This window comes from Gluconobacter sp. Dm-73, from assembly GCF_018256215.1.
Classification (GTDB): Bacteria; Pseudomonadota; Alphaproteobacteria; order Acetobacterales; family Acetobacteraceae; genus Gluconobacter; species Gluconobacter cadivus.
This window is the reverse complement of record NZ_JAERLW010000010.1, coordinates 125977-145175: the sequence shown is the minus strand read 5'-3', so window position 1 is coordinate 145175 and position 19199 is coordinate 125977. Positions and strand designations below refer to the sequence as shown.

The following is a 19199-nucleotide window of genomic DNA, read 5'->3' as shown; positions in this document are numbered from 1 at the left end:
GCGGGGTGGAGCAGCCCGGTAGCTCGTCAGGCTCATAACCTGAAGGCCGTAGGTTCAAATCCTACCCCCGCAACCAGTGAGTTCCACAAAGGCCCGGCATTCGCCCGGGCCTTTGTCGTTTCAGCGCCTTTCTGCGCGGTGAAACGCAGAATGCGACCCAGTTCGCCGTGCAGAACCGCGAAGGACTCACCCCGCTTGCGGCCCGGTGTGATCACAATCTTTTCGATCAGCACCCGTAGCGCCTGTGTCGCTTCCGGCCGGTCCTCCGGATCGTTGAGGGAGGCGGCGAGGCGTTCGACTTTCTGCCGGAAGATCTCCGCGACCTGCGGATGGATATCCGGCGTGTCGTCATCCGCTTCTTTCAGGCTGGCCCTGAGTTCCTGTTCCCGCTGCCGCAGCTCGCCCAGGCGTTGCTTGATGCCTTCGTCGTAAAGACCATTCTCGATCGCATCGAAAATGCCTTTCACGCCTTTCTCGATCTTGCCCAGCTCGGTTTTCCAGGCGCTGATGCTGGCGCGCCGTTCATGGTTCAGCCGGTTGGTTTCCTCGACATAGGCGCGCATCGCCTCGGCGGTAGCCTCCGGTGCGAACAGCCTTTCCTTGAGGCCGGTCAGCACCCGTTCCTCCAGTTCTTCGCGCCCGACAGTGACGGTCGTGGTGCAACCGCGACGCGCGACGCGGTTCGAGCAGGCAAAACGGTCTTTCTGGCGCAGGGAGTAGGTGCCGCCACAGACACCACAGAACACCATGCTGGAAAACAGTGCTTTGGGACGGTGCGTTCCATTGAGGCGGTTCACGGCCGACTGCCTGACTGCCTGACTGCCTGACTGCCTGACTGCCTGACTGCCGTGATGACGTTCGCGTATTTGGCCGCAATCTCTGCCTGTTTGCGTCGGACCGCCTGCCACAGATCGTCGTCAATGATGCGGAGTTCCGGCACATCCTTGATGATCCATTCAGATTCCGGATTCATCCGCGAGACCCGGCGGCCAGTGCTGGGGTCTTTCATATAGCGAAGGCGGTTCCAGACCAGTCGCCCGATATAGAGTTCGTTGTTGATAAGACCGGTACCACGCTGGACGTGACCCCGGATCGTGGTGTCGACCCACGGGTTTCCCTGGGGACCGGGGACGCCTTCGTCGTTAAGAGTGCGTGCGATCAGGCGCGGACTGACGCCAGCGGCGAAGTCCCGGAAGACCCGTTTGACCACGGCGGCTTCGGCCGGCTCGATCTTCCGGCCACCCCGGATCGGCTCGCCATGGGCGTCGAACTGGCGGACGACCTTGTAGCCGTAGCAGAGGCCGCCGCCGGATTTTCCCGCTTCGACCCGGCCCTGAAGGCCGCGATGGGTCTTGGCCGCCAGATCTTTCAGGAAGAGGGCATTCATCGTGCCATTCAGGCCGACATGCAATTCGCTGATTTCGCCTTCCGAGAGTGTGACGATGGTCACACCGGCGAATTTCAGGTGTTTGAACAGGGTGGCGACGTCGGCCTGATCACGGGAGATGCGATCCAGCGCCTCCGCCAGCACGATGCTGAAATGACCGCGCCGTGCATCCTGAAGAAGAGTCTGGATACCGGGCCGCAGGATCATGCTGGCGCCGGAAATTGCCGCGTCATGGTAGGTATCCACGACCTTCCACTTTTCACGCTTCGCGTGGGCGCGGCAGATGCGGAACTGGTCGTCGATCGACGCCGCGCGCTGGTTGTCGGAGGAATAGCGGGCATAGAGCGCGACGCGGATCATGGCAGGACTCCGGCAGTGTCTTTCGGGTTGGAGATGGTGAAAAAGCTTACCTCGGGGTGGCCCTCCGGGCGGTAGTCAATTCGGATCGTCCGACGATCGCGATTTCCGGGCGAGTTTCAATATTCGTCTGCCACGATGTCCATGACGCCTCAGGCGTTCGTGTTCCTCACGGGCCATCTGCCGACCGATCAGCCGGGCCAGACGTAGGACGCTCACGTCCGTTAGGTGTGGATCGACATCGCCGTCAGGTAGAATGATTTCGATCAGAGAAGGTCTGTATCGCGTAGTCATGGTGGTTCTCCAGGGAGGCCTGGAGCCATTGGGCGATGTCATGCAATCGTGGAAAAGGCGAAAATCACGTGATGCGGCAATCGGCGGTGTTTGCGTAAGTAATGGGATGGATGAGTAAACATCAACGGGCAGGCGGGGGAGGGGTGTATGTCATGGTGGGTTTTTAATGGATTCGCGTCTCCGGGCCGCCTGTCTGCTTATGCATTGAGCAGGCAGGCAGCAATCGCCTTCAAGTCAGACATATCAACTGATGAACAAATTTCCGCATAGCGGACATAGGCTGTATAATGTTTTTTGGCCGAGCTGGGACTGACTTTGCCTGTTCGGCTATCAGTCAGCTTACATGCATCTGAAATCTGGATCTGGATCGTATAGGTCCATATTCGCTTTCAGCGTCGCCCAAGAGATAGGTAAAACATAGCCAGCATGGCGGGTGTAAAGAGAAATAAGCTCGCGATACACATTAGAGCTGATGGAAGACCATAATTTCCCGTCATTCCAACGATCGAGAAGAAGGGGATTGTTGTTCCAAGGACAGTTCCTCCGAACGCTGCTCCAAAACGGAAATGAGAAAAATGCTCATGAACGTTGGGTAAAATATTTTGGACGTACCAATGTGCCAGCCAGAACGCAAAGCCAGTTACAATGGGGAAAATAAGCCAATTCGGCACGCCTAACCCTTCAGCAATGAGCGCCATATCACCATGCGAGCTCAGTGCGCGAAGGGGAGCGTAACTCCAGACATTGAAGACATTGAACGCAGCTAGCCAGGTGAATAACCACATGCCGGTGAGGCTCCAAACTGTCTGTAGAGGTTGCTTCCCTATGGCGCGCAAAACGTGGCCGCAAATTATACTACCTCCACCGTTAGCAATTAGAGGGCCTGCAGCAGCGATTAATGCTCCCTGTATTCCGCTATGTGCGGCGAATATTGGTGCGTAACGAACGTTTTCGTCGATCTGCTGTTGCATAAGAATGTTGTCAATGGTTGGCTTGCCATAATTCAGTGCAAAAGGATATCTTTCCAGCCTAACTCCCATGCCGTGAATGAATGAGCAAATTCATGCAGGAAAAAATCGATAGCGTGAGCAAGGATTACAGAAAGAAAGATCGCCAGCCCATAGATATATGGAAGAGCTATCTGCTGCGTTACTTTTCCAGTGCCAATCAAGTTCAACATCCCGTTTCGAATAATATCAAAATAAGCCTGCATGGGTATTCTGATTACGATATGAGAACAATCCTCTCGAGAAAATCTTCTAAAGATCGTTCAGGTGTTCCCGTCGTTTGGGCTGAGGGCGATAGCGAACCGTCCGCGATCGTCTACCCTCCAGCCCAAGGTGAGGCCGGTATTGTGCACGAGGTGCTTAGCGGATGCTCTGCTTCCTCCTTAGAACTGCCTGTCTGCTCAGTGATGTAAGAGCATATAGGCGGCAGTCGCCTAAATGTCGGACATCCGGACAACTATGATAGCTACCTGAAAGCTGACATTGTTAAATGTGTCGATCTAGAAACGAAGTAGACGTTCATAAAAACGACGGAGAACGTCTACTTCTGACAGAGGGCGACAAATGAGCGGGAGCGCTACACCACCTGAGCAATTCTGCTCATGTTAAATTGCACGGGTAGGTCAATGATTACCTATCGCAGCACGAAGAGCGTCGAGAGCTGGGCCGTCGACAAAGACCGCGCACATGTCGTCGTTCCAATCTGCTTCCTCCCAGTCAGCTTCGTTCCACCACACCAGCTTCGCCGTCTGATCGCCGAGGATTTTTCGATACGCACGGGTGATACCCTTACCGAATGACCCAGAGTAAGCTGACCAATCGTCTTCTTTCTCAATGCCGAAGATTGGGCGCATACTTTTCCACGTTATGGTCCCGTCAGTGTTTTTAGCAATGGCTTTTAGATATTCGACGCTACGAGGGTCGATCCGCGATAAAAGGTCGCGCATCTGCGCTAAGGTCGCGGGCGTGCTGCGCGCGTTAGCGTCTTTCCCAACTGAAGTTTGGAGCGTTTGAACGAGAAGGGGTAGGTTCAGATCAACCTTGACGACAGATCGTCCGTCGAGCAACAATTCTAGGATCATGTGAGTACCTTACACTTCGTGATTAAACGGCGGCGATCGCTCTTCCAGGGGAGATCGCCGCCCACCCAAATGGGTTAACAAGGTAAAACACGATTTAAGTCTCTCCGCAATAACTAAATCAAGATATAGACCGGATAGACGGGTTTTTAACTATGCTTCCTACTCATGTTCTGCTTCTGAAGATCAGTAGGAATTTTCCGATTTAATCTCAGGTCCCCCTGCAAGGTGAGACCGCGAAGGACGCTGGAGTAGAAACACAGTTTAGCAAAATCGCTATCGCTCGGCGCTCGTCCGAGCAACATCAAATAACTGACTGTTTCTAACCGCCTACTTCTCGGACGAACAAACAGGATCCTCCTGTTTGGGAAAGCGGAAGTGGCCGATTATTATACCAGAACTCGTTTTGTGAGATCAAAATTGATGCTGGAGAGGTGATGATGCGACGTGCTCAACTATATCTTTGGAATGAGGCGCGGAATCATCACATTGCGCTCCACCAATTTTACGTCGGACAGATGCGATCGCGTATTCTGTCGCAGTTTGACAATATCGAAGGGCAGGCCGACCGTCACACCGAAGAAGCCTATGAGCGGATGAGTCAGGCGCTAGGCTATGGTGAGATCGACATGGCCGACCTCGCTGAGGCGGCCTACGATAAAGGGAGCGCGCATTATCAGACTCTGACGGACCTGCGCAAGCAGATGCTGCTGGGCGGTCTCGCAGGGATGTTTCACCAATGGGACAAGACTGTGCGCGAACATCTCGAGCGCGAGCTTCGGCATGACTTTGATGGCGACACGATCGAGAAGGAGATATGGAAGGCGTCGGTGACGGACATCATGAAAGTCTTCGAACAATTCGGTTGGCCGGTAAAAACGCTGCCTTGCTACGCTAAGATCGATGCGATGCAGCTGATCGTGAACGTCTACAAGCACGGCAAGGGCCGCAGCCTCAACCAGCTTGTCAAGCGTTACGGGGAATATGTCTGTGACCCGATCCGGCAATGGATGCCGAAGGGCACGACCTTCGGTCTCGATCATGAATGGCTGATCGTGACTGATGGGCAGTTGGAGCAGTTTGCGGATGCAATCCGCGACTTCTGGCGAGAGATGCCCGAGCGGCTGTACCTCGACCTGCCGACTGCGAGCAACTGACTTGCTAAGTCAGATCATGGCGTAGAGCACGGGACCGACGACGGCGATCACGAGCGCGATAATCTTGTTGTCGGCGACCCGATCGAGGGCGGTTTCACAGGCTTCCGCCCTGCATTTCCTACCATGCGGCGTTGGTCAGGAGGTGCTTGTTCTGGGTCCGCTTGGCGATGTTGGCGAGGACATCGACCTTGCGAAGCGTCGACTGGTGGAGTCCGACGTGATTGCCGCCTTCGTTCCACCCCAGTCGAATCTGACGGTCTCGCCCTTGTAGACGAGTTTACCGGACCAAGCTGCGAGGAACGGGATGAAGGTCCTGCATTGTATAACCGCTTCTGACCTATGCCGTCCCATAACCGACATTCCGCTTCCCCCCGCATCACAGTCTGTCGGCTTTGTGTGTGGCGATCGGTAAACCGGACATTCAAATGGACGACTCTCGCGGGGGCTTTCACCCTATTCCGATCTTTCCAATAGCTCATGAAACTTTCCGGAAGGCGCCATTTACTCACGAAGCGGTTAAGCACCAACCGATTGATTCGGCATAAGTGTTCTAATCCCACTTGGTCCGCCGATTGCCCTCAATAGCTCGATATTGCCGCCGATTACCGCATACTATCGTACGATATAGCAAGGAACCAGTCGAGAGACGCCGGAGCGGCCTAACCTGCCTGATGAGCGGAAGCCTGCCGCACCGACTCCACATGCAGACGCATGCCCAGCGAAGTCATGACGCGCAACACAGTGCCGAACTCGGGATTTCCGCCCGAACCGAGCGAACGATAAAGGCTCTCTCGCGAAAGACCCGTCTCCTTGGCAACCTGCGACATGCCACGCGCCTTGGCGACATTCCCCAGCGCATCCACGAATAGGGCGGCATCCCCGCTACTAAGGGCAGCATTGATCGCCTTTACGAAATCGCTTTCCAAGACCTCGGTTGTGGACGCCGACTCTGGAATCTCTGAGTCTAGCGAGAAGCCTAGCTGCGGGCTGGGGTTACTGAATGACCATTCGTCAGCCGTCGCGCGTTCGCGAAGATCGTCGCGCATCTCGGGGCTGAGTCCCTGCACAAATTCACGCCAAGCATCGGCTGACTTGATGTTAAGCGTAGCCTTTTCGGGCACGTTGACAAGAACGGCGATCTTGTCGTCCTTCACCAAGCGAAGAACATTCAGCACCGTTCCCGCGCTCTTGCCGTCCCAGATCATCAGCCCGAAATCCGCCTCACGCGCCATCTCGCGGTCTTTGGCGGCATAAAACTGGAAGCCTTTGACGCCCTTGGGCGGCGTAACATTATGCGTCGGCCATCGCCCCACATTGTTGCGCGGCGTCAACCCCGAACAGAATACGATCACCGGCTCATAATGCACGTCCGCGAGATGCTTCTGGACGGCCTTGTCGGCGCCGTTAGCGTCGCCAACCAGCACGCGGTGTCCCTTCTCGATGATCGTGTTGAGGCGTTCCTTGATATTCGCGGGCAGGCGGGAAACTTGTCGGGAGCCGCCGATAAAAACATTGGTCATCGGTTCATCCGCGTTTTGGTGATGGTGAGAGCCCGCACGCTGGCAACCTTGCCCTGCTTCAACAAAGCATCGGCGATCGCGTTCATGGTTGAGCCCGACCGGAAAAGATCATCGAACAGGAGCACGTTCCGTCCGGCCACTTGGGCAGGATCGACTACATACAGCCCATCAAGAAGGCGCTGACGTTCCTCTGGGTCGCTGACTCCCTTGAGTTGCGAGGTGGCGCGGGTCGCCGTCACACAATGCGCGACAGGCTTTCCCGTTGCTTTGCCGATCCCGTCTGCCAGCATATAGACCGGTTGAACCGCCCGCTCTGTCGAGGGCAGGACCGGCACGATCACATCGAACTTGTCGTGATAGGGTTTGAGGAAGCCAGCCGCCGCCTCAACAATGCCCGCTACCGCCGATTGATCGTGATTACTGTATTTGAGGCGATAAAGCAGTTCGGCGACCTCAGGCCTCGCTGTCTCGAAGCGCGGATGGCCAAATTCGTCATCCCCAATATAGATGCTGCTGGTGGTATGGAAATCGAGCGCCATGCCGGCGATCCAATTGCCCTCAATTTTCTGCGGGTGAATCTGAACCATCTTCTTCCTCCATAAAAGCAGTGTAGCCTGCAAGCTACAATGCTTCAATCCCGAATTCGCGAGGATGCAGGTACCAATCTTGGCCGCGGAACGGCGGCGCCCGCTTCCGAAAGCAGTACGTCCGTCAGTCACGTCCGCTATGCGGAAAGCGACCGGAGCAACTGTGCGACTGAGATGAGGCGGAAGCGGACATAGCTCTGGATGCATAAGCTTTACGCTTTATGAGGGTAGGGGGAATTTATTTCAGTAAGAGGTCATGCGTGTGCCGAAAAAAGCTCATTAAAACAGCCTATTAATCCCGCTTTGCTCTCAACTTGCGGTTGCCGCAAGCTGAGAAGCAATCCTGCCCCCGCAACCAACGATACTTGCAATACGAACGCATCATAAACCCTAACCCGGAAACGGGCTGGGGCTTTTGTGCGTCTGCCTGGAATACGGAGTATTTATCGGGATTATGCAGCAATTAACGCGGATAATCATGATATTGTTAGAGGCGTGTTTGTCTCTAATGGCTGGAACCACTTTGCATGGCTGTGCGTAGTGTCTGAATATTGGGTCAGATGTCATCTTTCAGATGGCATTTGACGAGCTGTGTCGGTGTTTGCGGTTCATATTCAGAAAGCGTTCGAAGGAGATGGTTATGACGGATGAGACGAAAACAATTCATACGACTGAATCGGGTATCGCTGTCTCCAGTGACGAATATTCTCTGACAGTTGGTGCGGATGGTCCGATCCTGTTGCACGACCACTATCTGATTGAACAGATGGCGGCGTTTAATCGCGAGATGATCCCGGATCGCCAGCCGCATGCTAAGGGAAGTGGCGCGTTTGGCCGGTTTGAAGTTACCCAAGACGTCAGCCGATATACCTCGGCGAAATTTCTTCAGCTTGGTGTGGTGACTGAAGTTGTAGCGCGATTTTCAACAGTTGCCGGCGAAGCTGGAAGTCCGGACACATGGCGCGATCCCCGCGGTTTTGCTCTGAAATTTTATACTGAAGATGGCAATTTCGATATGGTCGGCAATAACACGCCGGTCTTCTTCGTGCGCGATCCCCTCAAGTTTCAGCACTTTATTCACTCGCAGAAACGCCGCGTCGATAATGGTTTGCGCGATAACGACATGCAGTGGGATTTCTGGACTCTGAGCCCAGAGACCGCGCATCAGGTAACGTGGCTGATGGGTGACCGCGGCATTCCGGCTAGCTGGCGTCATATGGACGGGTTTTCCAGTCATACCTATTTGTGGGTGAATGCGACCGGAGAGCGCTTCTGGGTCAAATATCACTTCAAAACCGATCAGGGCATCAAGTGTCTGACGCAGGAGCAGGCAGGTCAGCTTGCAGGCACTGACGCCGATTATCACCGGCGCGATCTTCATACGGCGATCAAACGTGGTGAGCATCCGAGCTGGACGCTCAAGATGCAAATCATGCCGTATGAAGAGGCCAAGACCTATCACATTAATCCGTTCGATCTGACCAAGGTCTGGCCGCAGGGCGAATATCCCCTGATTGAGGTCGGCAAACTGACATTAGACCGCAATCCGACGGATTTTCACTCCCAGATCGAACAACTCGCGTTCGAGCCGAATAATTTCGTGTCGGGAACCGGACTGTCCCCTGACAAGATGCTGCTGGGGCGTTCGTTCGCCTATGCGGATGCACATCGGGCACGGCTGGGCGTGAACTACAAACAGATCCCGGTCAACGCGCCGAAATGTCCTGTTCACGGCTATATCAAGGGAGGGGCGATGCGGATGCGCGAGGCACGCGATCCGGTATATGTTCCGAACTCAAAGGGTGGTCCCGTTGCCGACGCGCAGCGCTTTCCGGAAAGTGCGGTCTGGGCGGCAGATGGCGACTTCGTGCGTGCGGCTTATACATTGCGTCCGGACGATAATGATTTCAGTCAGGCCAATGCTCTGATTAACCACGTTATGGACGATGCGGCGCGCGACCGACTTGTGAATAATATTGTCGGCCATGTGTTGCAGGGCGTTGAAGAACCCGTCCTGTCGCGAGTGTTCGAATACTGGTCGAAAATCGATGCGACCATCGGATCACGGGTGAAAGACGGTGTGCTTTCCAAACGGACTGCACATTAAGACTGTTTGACGTTGGGGTCTCGACGCATGGCCTGAGGCGGTGGAAGCTGCAGCCGTTTTTCCACAAGTTTTTGGAACCGGAGATTTATTATGTCTCGTCCGCCACTGCCGCCTTTCAATGCCGAGACCGCCGCGCTTAAGACACGGTTGGCCGAAGATGCGTGGAATAGTCGTAACCCGCAAAAAGTCGCGCTTGCGTATAGTCCTGACAGTCAGTGGCGCAATCGGGAGGTATTCGTACAAGGGAGAGAAGAGATCGTCTCTTTCCTGACTCACAAATGGGCATGTGAGCATGAGTATCGGCTTATCAAAGAAGTCTGGGCGTTTTGGGGGAACAGGATAGCAGTACGCTTTGCCTATGAGTGGCATAATGCCGAGGGACAGTGGTTCCGGTCTTACGGCAACGAAAACTGGGAGTTCGATGAAAACGGTCTGATGAAACGGCGTTTTGCCGCGATCAATGATTTGCCGATTGAAGCCGGTGCTCGGCTGTTTCATTGGCCACAAGGAAGACGGCCGGATGATCATCCGGGTCTTTCGGATCTGAGGCTTTGAAAGGGCACATTGCAGTCGACTAAAAAGCCTGCGATTATTTCCAAGGTGGGTTTTGTGAGATTTCCTCCGTGACATGCTCAGAAACCGGCAGCGTGTGGCGAACTGCTGGTGTCAGGGATTGTTGATATGAGGTTACCGGATTTCGAAGCCTGGGCCATTTTCGCCAAAGTGGCTGAACGCGGTTCTTTCGTACGGGCAGCCGAAGAGCTTCAGCTTTCCAAACCGACGATTTCGAAAGCTGTCAGTCGTCTGGAGCAGTCTCTAGGTGTGGCGTTGTTCAGCCGGAATTCGCGACAGATGTCCGTGACGGAGACAGGTCGTATGCTGCTGGGGCATGCGAACCGGATTCTTGCTGAAGCAGAAGCTGCTGAAAGCGAAGCCCGTGGAGGCACTCATCGTCCTTCAGGCCTGATTCGGGTTGCTGCTCCCATGACGTTTGGAATCAGACATCTTTCCCCCGCTCTTCCGGCCTTTTTGGAGAAATATCCGGATATCGACATCACCGTGGACTTTAGTGATTCCCTCGTTGATCTCGTGGCTGAAGGTTACGATCTGGCTTTGAGGATTGCATCTCTGGCCGATTCTTCTCTGCGCGCCCGGCATCTTTGTGGCGTCCGCCTCCTTCTGGTCGCAACGCCGGAGTATCTGGATCGTATCGGACGTCCGACGCATCCGCGTGATCTCGAAGGGCAGAAAAGCTTCGTTTATACAAATACGTCCGCCCCCGGTACATTGCGCCTGACCTCCACAAAAACCGGTGAGGACTATGTGCTGTCTCAGGCTTCGCGCTTTCGGGCAGATAATGCAGAGGCTTTTCTGCCGGCCCTGAAAGCGCATCTGGGGTTTGGTTTGTTTCCCGAATTCATGGTCTGGGATGGCATGCAGGATGGTCGGTTTGAACAGATCCTGCCGGACTGGGATGCCGCAAGCATTGCGCTTTATCTCGTGACATCCAGCAGTACGCTCCGTCCTTTCCGGGTCAACGCCTTGATGGACCATCTGGTCTCGGCGTTTGAACACCCGCCCTGGGCCAACACGACCGCATGAGGTTTGGCCAGAAAGATTGCGGACTTATCGACGCAAGGCGTCCACAGAGAAACGACCGGCCCCTGAAGCAGCAAGGGCGAGAAGGCCGCCTGCAATACTGAAATTCTTGTAAAAATGGATCCACATATCGTAACGGACCATACCATCAAACGTCCAGTAATGATGCCCGATGAACGCGGTGACGATCGTATAGACAGCCAGAAGAATGGAAAGCGGCGTCGTTAGGAAACCGGCGACAAGAGCCAGTCCGATACCGAGTTCGGTCGTGATGGCGATAATAGCGGACACTGTTGGAACCGGGGCACCTGTGCTGGTCATATATCCTACGGTTCCTTCAAAGCCCGTCAGTTTGCTCCATCCCATCAAAACGAACAAAAGGGCCAGAAGGATGCGTGAGGCGAGAAGAACCTGATCGCGTGGAAAGGACATGTTCATCGGTTTGTCTTTCGTGTTTGAAAGCATCTGACATTCAGCCGGAAGCTTGCAGGACTGCTCTTCGGGGCTGTTGATGTCTGTTTTACCGGCGCTTTATTTTCCAATAAATGGAAATGATATAAATATTATGTTTCCATATTTTTATTGAAAAGGCCGCGTCCATTCCGTCAGCCGAAGGACGCAGCAATGAATTCTGTTACTGATGCGGCGATGACCCAGACGTCTGGTTTGCGGTAACATCGATGTTTACACCCACTTCAAGCGCAACCCACTGCCCAGTAGCCCACGGGCCCTGACCAATGCCGAAGGTGGAGCGGATCAGATCAAGATGGCCTTTGGCGTGAGCTGTCTGGCCACTGATGTCGAGTGTGAAAGGTAGGGTTTCGGGCCGGCTGACACTACGAATTGTCAGCGTCCCAACAGCTTCGTATGCATTGCCGCCTTTGGCCCGGAAGCTGCGGGCTTCAAATGTCGCAGTCGGGAAGTTGGCCACATTAAACCAGTCACTGCCCGGCATGGCCCCATCACGCTGTTTGTCCGCTGTTGTGGCGCTTGCAACATCGATCGTGATTTTCGCATGTCCATCTTCGGGATGAGCCGGGTCGAAAGAGATGGTTCCGTCGAATTTTCCGAAATGTCCCGTAAAGGCATTTCCGGTCTGTGTTCCCGAAAAACCGATCGTGCTGTGAGCCGGATCAATCGTCCAGTCTGCGGCGAGAACAGGTGTTGCGGCCAGAACGCTCATGGCGAACGCTGAAAAGGCTGCTTTTTTAAGGAAAGCCACGATGTCAGTCTCCGTGTCTGGGAAGAGATTTTCTGCCAATGGCAGGAAGCATCTGTCGCAGAATGTTATCGTTCAAAACGAAATGGTGACGCAGGGCAGCGGCGATGTGCAGAACAATCAACGCCAGCAGAAACCAGCCGCCCCAATGATGAACGGTTTTCAGTGCGGCTTCGACGGGGACCTTGTTCTGCAACGTCGAAAGCACTGGCAGATCGGGCCAGAGGATGGTGCCGTATAGAAGGGTTGGGATCCCCAGAGCGGACACTGACACCATGGCCCATCCGCTCAGCGGCATGAATATTTGCACGCCGTACAGAGCAGCATGTGTCAGATGGGCCGCCATGCGCTCGAGTCCCTTCATGTCACTGGGAAGCTCTGGCGGCCTGTGCGTCAGGCGCCAGACAATCCGCAGCGCAATGAGGACCATGACCGTAATACCGATCGACTTGTGAAGCTGGTACAGCTGAAAAACACGCATTGGATCGAGGGACAGATGATCCATGACCAGCCCCATGACAATCAGGGTCAGGATTCCCGCAGCGATCAACCAGTGAAGGAGGATCGCCACGCCCGTATATCGCGTGATCCCGCGGCTCTGCTTTGCGGGCGCTGTCATGAACTCAGCCCTGCTTTTCGAAAGCGCCAGCAATCCGCAGCTGCACGGCATCGCTGACATACGGGACATACATCTTCACGCCGAAATCGCTGCGCTTGATGGTGCCTGTGGCTTCAAAACCGGCTGTGTATTTCTTGTCGAGCGCGTTCACACCTGCGCCGATGAAATGAACCTTCAGCGTCTCAGGCTTCGTAACACCATGGAGCGTCAGATTGCCGGTGACGATGGCATTGGCTTTGCCCGTGCGGCGGACGGAGGTGGATTCAAACGTGGCGTTCGGATACTGCGCCGCATTGAACCACTGATCGCCCTTGAGTTCTTCGGTCAGCTTGGCGCTGGTCGTCTGAATCGATCCAACCGGAATGCTCACGGAAAGATGGGATGCGGCCGGGTTTTTATCATTGAGGTCCAGTGTGCCGGAAACGTCCGAAAAGACGCCCTGATAGTTCGTGAAACCAAAATGCAGAACGGAAAAGCCAACCTGAGTATGGCTGGGCTCAACGTCATAGGTGCCGGACTGCACCTGTTCCGGGGCCGTGACGACCTGAGCTCCTGCCGGATGCGGAATGACGGATGCAAATGTCAGGGCGGTGAGGGAAAGCAGAAAGAAAGAGGATTTCATGTCGGGTTCTCTGGTCAGAATGAAGAGGCAGGGACGGAGAGACAGGGCCTGAAAGAACCTGTCGTGCATCCTTGTTGACCAGAAAACTAAGTGAGAATTACCGGGCAATAAATAAAAACAACAGAAACACATTGTTTCCTGTTTTTACGCAATCGCTTCCTCCGAAGCCCCCAAATGACCAGTTGCCTCGATTTCCTGCATATCCATGGCCTGTTCCATTTCCCGCAGAACCCGGTCATGGATCTGCCCTGCATGATGCAGGCGCAGAATTTCCTCCCGGCCCGCTCCGATGGCCTTCAGAACGGCTTCATAATGGGCAATTTCCTCAGGGCGATGCGTCGCGGTATCCTCTGCATACTGACGTGTCACATGCAGGCGATAGCGATATTGTTCCAGAAGACGCGGATGGCGCTCGCTCCCGTCCGGAAGACGGGACGCCTCTTCAATGGCACGAAGCTGCGCCTCGGCAACCGCAATCCAGGCTCGGTTTTCATCTGACTGGATAACACGTAGTTCTGACGCCCCGTTGATCCTGAGCAACCCGATCAGAGGCGCCAGTGTCGTCCCCTGAACCAGAACGGTGACCAGAATGGAGGCAAAGGCACAGGCCAGCGCCAGATCACGTCCGGGAAACCCTTCCGGAAGTGACAGGGCCGCCGTCAGGGTCACGACCCCTCGCATGGCCGCCCATCCCATAATCGTTGAAATGGCCACAGAGGGACGCGCGAACCGTTCCGGCCAGCGCCGACGCAACAGACTGACAATTCCGTCCGACGCGAAAAGCCACACAAACCGGGACAGGACCATCGCCACCAGTACGATCCCGACGGGATAGACGAGATGGTGCAGAATATCAGGTGTGCCTCGAAGACGGCCCAGAACACCCCGAAGGGATAGCCCGATCAGAATGAACAGAACGGATTCCAACAGAAAGACGAGCACTTTCCAGAACGCATGAGACTGCAGGCGTGTTTCCGCATCAAAATCCCTGTGCTGATGCCAGCCCAGAACCAGTCCCGTAGCGACGGTGGCCAGAACACCCGAAACATGGAGATGGTCCGCACCGATATAGGACACTTCCGCCAGAAGGACCGTCGTAATGATAACCATGTCACTGTCGCGCAACCGACGGATGACAAACAACCCAAGAAACCCGACGACAAGACCAATCAGCACCCCGCCAACAGAGACGACACAGAATGTTGTCAGGGCCTGAAGCGGACGGAAAATTCCTGTCAGAGCAGCGACAACCCCAAAGCGGAACAGAACCAGCCCAGTCGCATCATTCAGCAGGCTCTCCCCCTGAAGCAGTGACGTGACCCGACCGGGTAACGACAGGCGCTCCAGAGCCGCTTCGGCTGCAACGGCATCGGGCGGAGAAACGATCGCGCCTAGCGTGAAGCACGCGGCCCATGGAAGGGCGGGAACCACGAAATGCGCCGCCACACCTACGGCTGCGGTCGTGAACGTTGTAGTGCCAACAGCCAGAAGCAGAATACCGGACAGATTTTTCCGGAACTCCCGCCAGGCCGTAAACCATGCACTGCTCATCAGCAGGGGGGGAAGAAAGACAACCATGACCAGTTCGGGGTCGATCGTGACTTCAGGTGACCAGGGCGAAAGAGCGAGTCCCGTACCGCCCAGAATGAATGCTGCCGCAGGAGGGAGCTTCAGTTTCCGCGATAACAGTTCAAGAATCAGGATGACAGTCAGAAGAAACAGAAAATACTCGTAACGCGCCGTATCAGACATGTTGCGTCCAGTGCTGGAGCCTGCTCGGGAAGAGAGGGATGTGATTTCGGATCTAGCACATCGAGCGCGACACTGTTTCCAGTTCTCCGACCACTCCGGCAACGAAATCCGAAAAAGCCCGCGCCTTGGCACTCGTCAGCCTGCCAGAAGGATAGACGACCCACAGATCAACAGGCGGCAAAGACCAGTTCGTCAGGCAGCGGACCACCGTTCCGCATTCCAGTTCCGGCAGGAACATCCAGTCCGCCGCAATGGTCAGACCCAGATCCGCAAGCACGGCGGCCCGGATTCCTTCGGCCGCACTCAGGTTCAGACGCGGGCTCAGTGTTGCACTTACGTCTTTTCCCTGCTGGTGGAAGACATATCTCCCCCCATCATCCCGCGCATAGGTGACAGCCTGATGGAGAGCAAGGTCTTCCGGTGTTTCCAGAGCCAGGGACTGTTCCAGATACCGAGGCGTTGCAAGAACGGAACGCCGCCCTCTCGCAAGACGTTTGGCAATCATCGTGCTGTCGTTCAGAGGCCCTACGCGAATGGCAACATCAATGCCTTCCGCCACCAGATCCACACGCCGGTCATCAAGTTCGATATCCATTTTCAGCCGGGGGTGCTCCTTCAGAAAATCCCCAAGTCGGGGCACAATCTGAATCCGCCCAAAGGTTGTCGGAACCGCAACCCGGAGCCTGCCCTGCAAACTGAGCGTACTGTCACGCGCCGCGGCATCGGCGTCCTCCGCATCGGACACGATCCGAGCCACGCGCTCGAAATAGCGCTGTCCCGCATTTGTCGGAGTCAGACCATGCGCAGAGCGAAGCAGAAGCTGTACGCCCAACTGACGCTCAAGCTGCGCAACGGCCTTTGAGACCGCAGGCTGCCCGAGATGCATCAGCCGCGCCGCCGCAGAAAAAGAGCCACTTTCAACGACCCGTACGAAAACGGTCATGGCTTGAAGACGATCCATTTTATTATTCCGCTATGGAATTCTATCTATACTGAAATGACGACTGCCAATCCAATACGGAAATCTCCATCCTCTGAAGTACGCCGCGGATGGCGCGTTTCACACAGGATTGTTTCCCATGACCAATCTTCTCTTTTCCCCGAAATTCGTAGGCTCTATGCGGCTTCAACACCGCATTGTCATGGCGCCCCTGACCAGAATGCGTTCCAGCATCGGCAATCTGCCCAACGACCTGATGCTCGAATACTATACTCAGCGCGCAACGCGGGGCGGTCTGCTCATTTCTGAGGCCTCTCCGGTTGCCCTGACGGGATATGGCTTTGAACGGGCCGCCGGAATTTACGATGACGCACAGATCCCCGGCTGGAAACGCATCACGGATGCCGTTCACGCCAAAGGGGGACGCATGTTCCTGCAACTCTGGCATGTCGGTCGTCAGTCCGCGCGCAGTCTTCAACCCGGCGGCGTAGCGCCTCTTGCTCCATCCGCCATCAGAGCGGACGGCACGGCATGGACGCTCAATGGCACAGTCCCCTATGACATGCCCCGCGCTCTGGAACTTGATGAAATCCCGCCCCTGATCGACGCCTACCGTCAAGCCGCAGCACGCGCCCTTCAGGCAGGATTCGACGGCGTGGAAATCCACGGCGCCAACGGCTATCTGCCCGATCAGTTTCTGCAGGACGGTACGAACAAGCGCACGGACGCCTATGGTGGCCCGATCGAAAACCGCGCCCGCTTTCTTCGAGAAATTACTCAGGCGGCCATAGACGTATGGGGCGGAGATCGCGTCGGCGTCCGACTCACACCAAGCGGATCTTACGGATCGATGTCCGACAGCGACCGATACGCCACGTTCAGTTATGTCGCGACGATGCTGGAAAATATGGACGTCGCCTACTTGCACATCGTTCAACCACGGATCGGCGCGGATGCAGAACCCGATCCGGTCGACGTGTCTGTCCTGCGTCCTCTGTTTTCTCGAACCATCATCGCAGCAGGCGGTTTCACAACCGAAAGCGCGGAAAGGCTTCTGGAATTCAAGGACGCAGACCTGATCGCATTCGGACGCGCTTTCATCGCTAATCCGGATCTGGTCTTGCGGCTGCGAAATCACTGGCCATTAAATCGATATGACCGTTCAACTTTTTATGGTGGGGACTGTCATGGCTATACGGACTATCCGGCGTTTAGAGAAAAATTGTAATTAAGGACGTCATTTTTAATGTTTTGCCTTGGCAGACTTCAATGTTCATGACCTCCATTGTGAAACAATTTTTTAGAGGAGAATCGAAAACCCCTTTGATTTTGGATACGGCCCTATAATCCTTTAGCTACGATCGGCACACAAATACGCTTCATTTAACACTAAGGCAGACCATCGAAATATTTGTAAGAGCACGATCATGGAGATCCGGAGGTAAATTGACTGACGATATCCAAAACTAGTCTTTATCCTGAAAATTATAACATACCCACGCTGTGTTATAATAAAAATAAATTACTATAAATTATTTCCGATTATTGTTTGGTTGGATTTTCTCAATAATTAAAATATATTATAAAGTTACTTATTTACCGGTATGGTCACGATGGCTCCTGGTGGTTGTGTGGTTTTTGATAATTCTAAAAGCATTTGCGTAATTGTAAATGCTAATTTGCTTTTAAAATCTTTCCGGTCTATCCAGTAGTAATATTTATCATAGTATATAGAAACAAATGAATTTTCTATTTTTTTTCTACCATATTTTATTTTTATGAGGGGTTTTTCTTCATAATCTAAATCCATAGATGTTCCGCCTGCTGAAAATTCATCTTCTGGAATATTTATTTGGTAGGCAACTTGACCCAGTATTGATAACATACTACGAGATAAAATATTGATTTCGCCTGGATTTGGGGTTCCAGAGCCATAAACGACTTCCATGCGTTTATAGTTAGGAGAGAAATTCAATAATTTTTTGGTGGTTTGTGTAATTTTTTCTAAATTTGGATTCGATGTCGGATATATATTCAAAAAAACATGACTCGCTCCAGAGGGTTTCCCTTTAAATTTAGGAAATTGTTGAAGCTGAATCTCTAATAATCCTGATGCTTGAAGTAACCTTAAATCATGTATTAATTCGAAGAATTCATCGGTATTATAAATTGTATTATTGTCTACATCTCCGTTTCTTCTTGAGAAGGGTCTATTATTGCTCATTGAATTAATTGATTGAGCTGAAAGTTGCAATAAAATATCAATTGGTAACCCTCCCATCGCAAGGGGCAGCAAACTGGCTGGAGAAAGAGGACTCAAAAAACTGTGTGCGTAAGCATCGCCTGTCACGGGTTGAAAAGTAAACGTTGGGTTCTGTTGTAATTGCGTCGATACGCCACCGTTGGGGCGAATAGGAAAAGTGTCTGAGGCGACGCCGAGAAAGGCATTTTGTTGGAATTGATAGCCTGAAATTAATTGTGTTGTGTCTAGAAGGCCTGGAGTATCGGCATATCTAAGTCTAATAAGATTTTGAAGAGTTTGTCTTTTATTTGATTCTATAATTGACACAGAATATTCGTCTTGATCTTTTCCTAGTCTTTGTGATCCTATGCTGTAGCAACCACCAAGGCTAAAACAAAAAAATACAATAACTATTTTATCTAATTTTAACATAATCAATCCTAAAATATAGTAAATTTGATTTATGAATATATTTTGAGATGCTCATGAAATATAACCATAAATTATTGTCAAGGTCTTTTTGTATTTATTTGTAAATTTATTGAGAAAAATCTTATACTAACTTGTTGTTTTTCTATTGAAAATTAGATATCAAAATTATTATCTGAATACGGTTTTAAACGGTTTGAAATTCTGCACGAGATGAGATGGATCTTCATCATTCCTATGTATTGCAATATAATAAACTATCATAATTAACAATATTATTAT

General features: G+C 53.3%; 21 protein-coding genes. 7 read left to right on the top strand and 14 right to left on the bottom strand.

Going from position 1 to position 19199, the window contains the following annotated elements:
• Positions 1-32: 32 nt before the first annotated feature.
• The 4 genes from JK176_RS11755 to JK176_RS14985 all read right to left on the bottom strand — a co-directional run bounded on the left by JK176_RS11755 (position 33) and on the right by JK176_RS14985 (position 3009).
• Positions 33-797: a zinc ribbon domain-containing protein gene (locus JK176_RS11755; RefSeq protein WP_211588002.1), complete on the bottom strand. Its 765-nt coding sequence runs from the start codon at positions 795-797 to the stop codon at positions 33-35.
• Complete coding sequence (locus JK176_RS11750) at positions 794-1747, bottom strand: recombinase family protein (protein WP_211588001.1); 954 nt, start codon at positions 1745-1747, stop codon at positions 794-796. The genes JK176_RS11755 and JK176_RS11750 overlap by 4 nt, the downstream gene beginning before the upstream one ends.
• A 75-nt stretch (positions 1748-1822) precedes the next feature.
• Entirely contained in the window at positions 1823-2038 is a 216-nt protein-coding gene (locus JK176_RS11745; protein ID WP_211588000.1) for a hypothetical protein, read from the bottom strand.
• A gap of 389 nt (positions 2039-2427) precedes the next feature.
• On the bottom strand, positions 2428-3009 hold the full coding sequence (locus tag JK176_RS14985) for a hypothetical protein (RefSeq protein ID WP_249194468.1): 582 nt from the start codon (positions 3007-3009) through the stop codon (positions 2428-2430).
• A gap of 92 nt (positions 3010-3101) precedes the next feature.
• Here JK176_RS14985 and JK176_RS11735 point away from each other — a divergent pair, with 92 nt between their 5' ends.
• Positions 3102-3458, top strand: a complete 357-nt coding sequence (locus JK176_RS11735) for a hypothetical protein (protein ID WP_211588018.1) — start codon at positions 3102-3104, stop codon at positions 3456-3458.
• A 210-nt stretch (positions 3459-3668) separates the two neighbouring features.
• Here JK176_RS11735 and JK176_RS11730 read toward each other — a convergent pair whose 3' ends face one another.
• Positions 3669-4127, bottom strand: coding sequence for a hypothetical protein (locus JK176_RS11730; RefSeq protein ID WP_211587999.1), 459 nt, complete (start codon positions 4125-4127; stop codon positions 3669-3671).
• A gap of 515 nt (positions 4128-4642) precedes the next feature.
• On the opposite strand from JK176_RS11730, the gene JK176_RS11725 reads away from it, so the two are divergent.
• Positions 4643-5281, top strand: coding sequence for a hypothetical protein (locus JK176_RS11725; RefSeq protein ID WP_211587998.1), 639 nt, complete (start codon positions 4643-4645; stop codon positions 5279-5281).
• Positions 5282-5423: 142 nt separating this feature from the next.
• The gene (locus JK176_RS15130; protein ID WP_283091978.1) at positions 5424-5552 is read left to right on the top strand and encodes a hypothetical protein; all 129 of its coding nucleotides are present in this window, start codon (positions 5424-5426) and stop codon (positions 5550-5552) included.
• A gap of 388 nt (positions 5553-5940) precedes the next feature.
• Here JK176_RS15130 and JK176_RS14980 read toward each other — a convergent pair whose 3' ends face one another.
• Together JK176_RS14980 and JK176_RS11715 are read right to left on the bottom strand one after the other, a co-directional pair.
• Positions 5941-6801 (bottom strand): addiction module antidote protein, encoded by an 861-nt coding sequence (locus JK176_RS14980; RefSeq protein WP_249194467.1) that lies wholly within the window; start codon positions 6799-6801, stop codon positions 5941-5943.
• The gene (locus JK176_RS11715) at positions 6798-7388 is read right to left on the bottom strand and encodes a ComF family protein (protein ID WP_211587997.1); all 591 of its coding nucleotides are present in this window, start codon (positions 7386-7388) and stop codon (positions 6798-6800) included. Before JK176_RS11715 ends, JK176_RS14980 begins: the two co-directional genes overlap by 4 nt.
• A 640-nt stretch (positions 7389-8028) precedes the next feature.
• Here JK176_RS11715 and JK176_RS11710 point away from each other — a divergent pair.
• From JK176_RS11710 to JK176_RS11700, 3 genes are all read left to right on the top strand, one after another.
• The gene (locus tag JK176_RS11710) at positions 8029-9495 is read left to right on the top strand and encodes a catalase (protein WP_211587996.1); all 1467 of its coding nucleotides are present in this window, start codon (positions 8029-8031) and stop codon (positions 9493-9495) included.
• A 90-nt stretch (positions 9496-9585) separates the two neighbouring features.
• Positions 9586-10050, top strand: a complete 465-nt coding sequence (locus JK176_RS11705) for a nuclear transport factor 2 family protein (protein WP_194262722.1) — start codon at positions 9586-9588, stop codon at positions 10048-10050.
• A 126-nt stretch (positions 10051-10176) separates the two neighbouring features.
• Positions 10177-11097, top strand: a complete 921-nt coding sequence (locus JK176_RS11700) for a LysR family transcriptional regulator (RefSeq protein WP_211576270.1) — start codon at positions 10177-10179, stop codon at positions 11095-11097.
• A 24-nt stretch (positions 11098-11121) separates the two neighbouring features.
• On the opposite strand, the gene JK176_RS11695 is transcribed toward JK176_RS11700, so the two are convergent.
• From JK176_RS11695 to JK176_RS11670, 6 genes are all read right to left on the bottom strand, one after another.
• On the bottom strand, positions 11122-11526 hold the full coding sequence (locus tag JK176_RS11695; RefSeq protein ID WP_249194466.1) for a DoxX family protein: 405 nt from the start codon (positions 11524-11526) through the stop codon (positions 11122-11124).
• A 202-nt stretch (positions 11527-11728) separates the two neighbouring features.
• Positions 11729-12316, bottom strand: coding sequence for a YceI family protein (locus JK176_RS11690; RefSeq protein WP_349291929.1), 588 nt, complete (start codon positions 12314-12316; stop codon positions 11729-11731).
• 4 nt (positions 12317-12320) lie between these two features.
• Positions 12321-12932, bottom strand: a complete 612-nt coding sequence (locus JK176_RS11685; RefSeq protein ID WP_211587994.1) for a cytochrome b — start codon at positions 12930-12932, stop codon at positions 12321-12323.
• Between the two features lie 4 nt (positions 12933-12936).
• Positions 12937-13554 carry a YceI family protein gene (locus tag JK176_RS11680; RefSeq protein ID WP_211587993.1) on the bottom strand — a complete coding sequence of 206 codons (618 nt, stop codon included), beginning with the start codon at positions 13552-13554 and terminating at the stop codon, positions 12937-12939.
• Positions 13555-13698: 144 nt separating this feature from the next.
• On the bottom strand, positions 13699-15306 hold the full coding sequence (locus JK176_RS11675; RefSeq protein WP_211587992.1) for a Na+/H+ antiporter: 1608 nt from the start codon (positions 15304-15306) through the stop codon (positions 13699-13701).
• A 52-nt stretch (positions 15307-15358) separates the two neighbouring features.
• A complete protein-coding gene (locus tag JK176_RS11670) occupies positions 15359-16267 on the bottom strand; it encodes a LysR family transcriptional regulator (protein ID WP_211587991.1) in 909 nt (302 codons plus the stop codon).
• Between the two features lie 118 nt (positions 16268-16385).
• Between JK176_RS11670 and JK176_RS11665 the strand changes: the two genes are divergently transcribed.
• On the top strand, positions 16386-17474 hold the full coding sequence (locus JK176_RS11665; RefSeq protein ID WP_211587990.1) for an alkene reductase: 1089 nt from the start codon (positions 16386-16388) through the stop codon (positions 17472-17474).
• A gap of 360 nt (positions 17475-17834) precedes the next feature.
• Here JK176_RS11665 and JK176_RS11660 read toward each other — a convergent pair whose 3' ends face one another.
• Positions 17835-18920 (bottom strand): hypothetical protein, encoded by a 1086-nt coding sequence (locus JK176_RS11660; RefSeq protein ID WP_211587989.1) that lies wholly within the window; start codon positions 18918-18920, stop codon positions 17835-17837.
• Positions 18921-19199 lie beyond the last annotated feature (279 nt).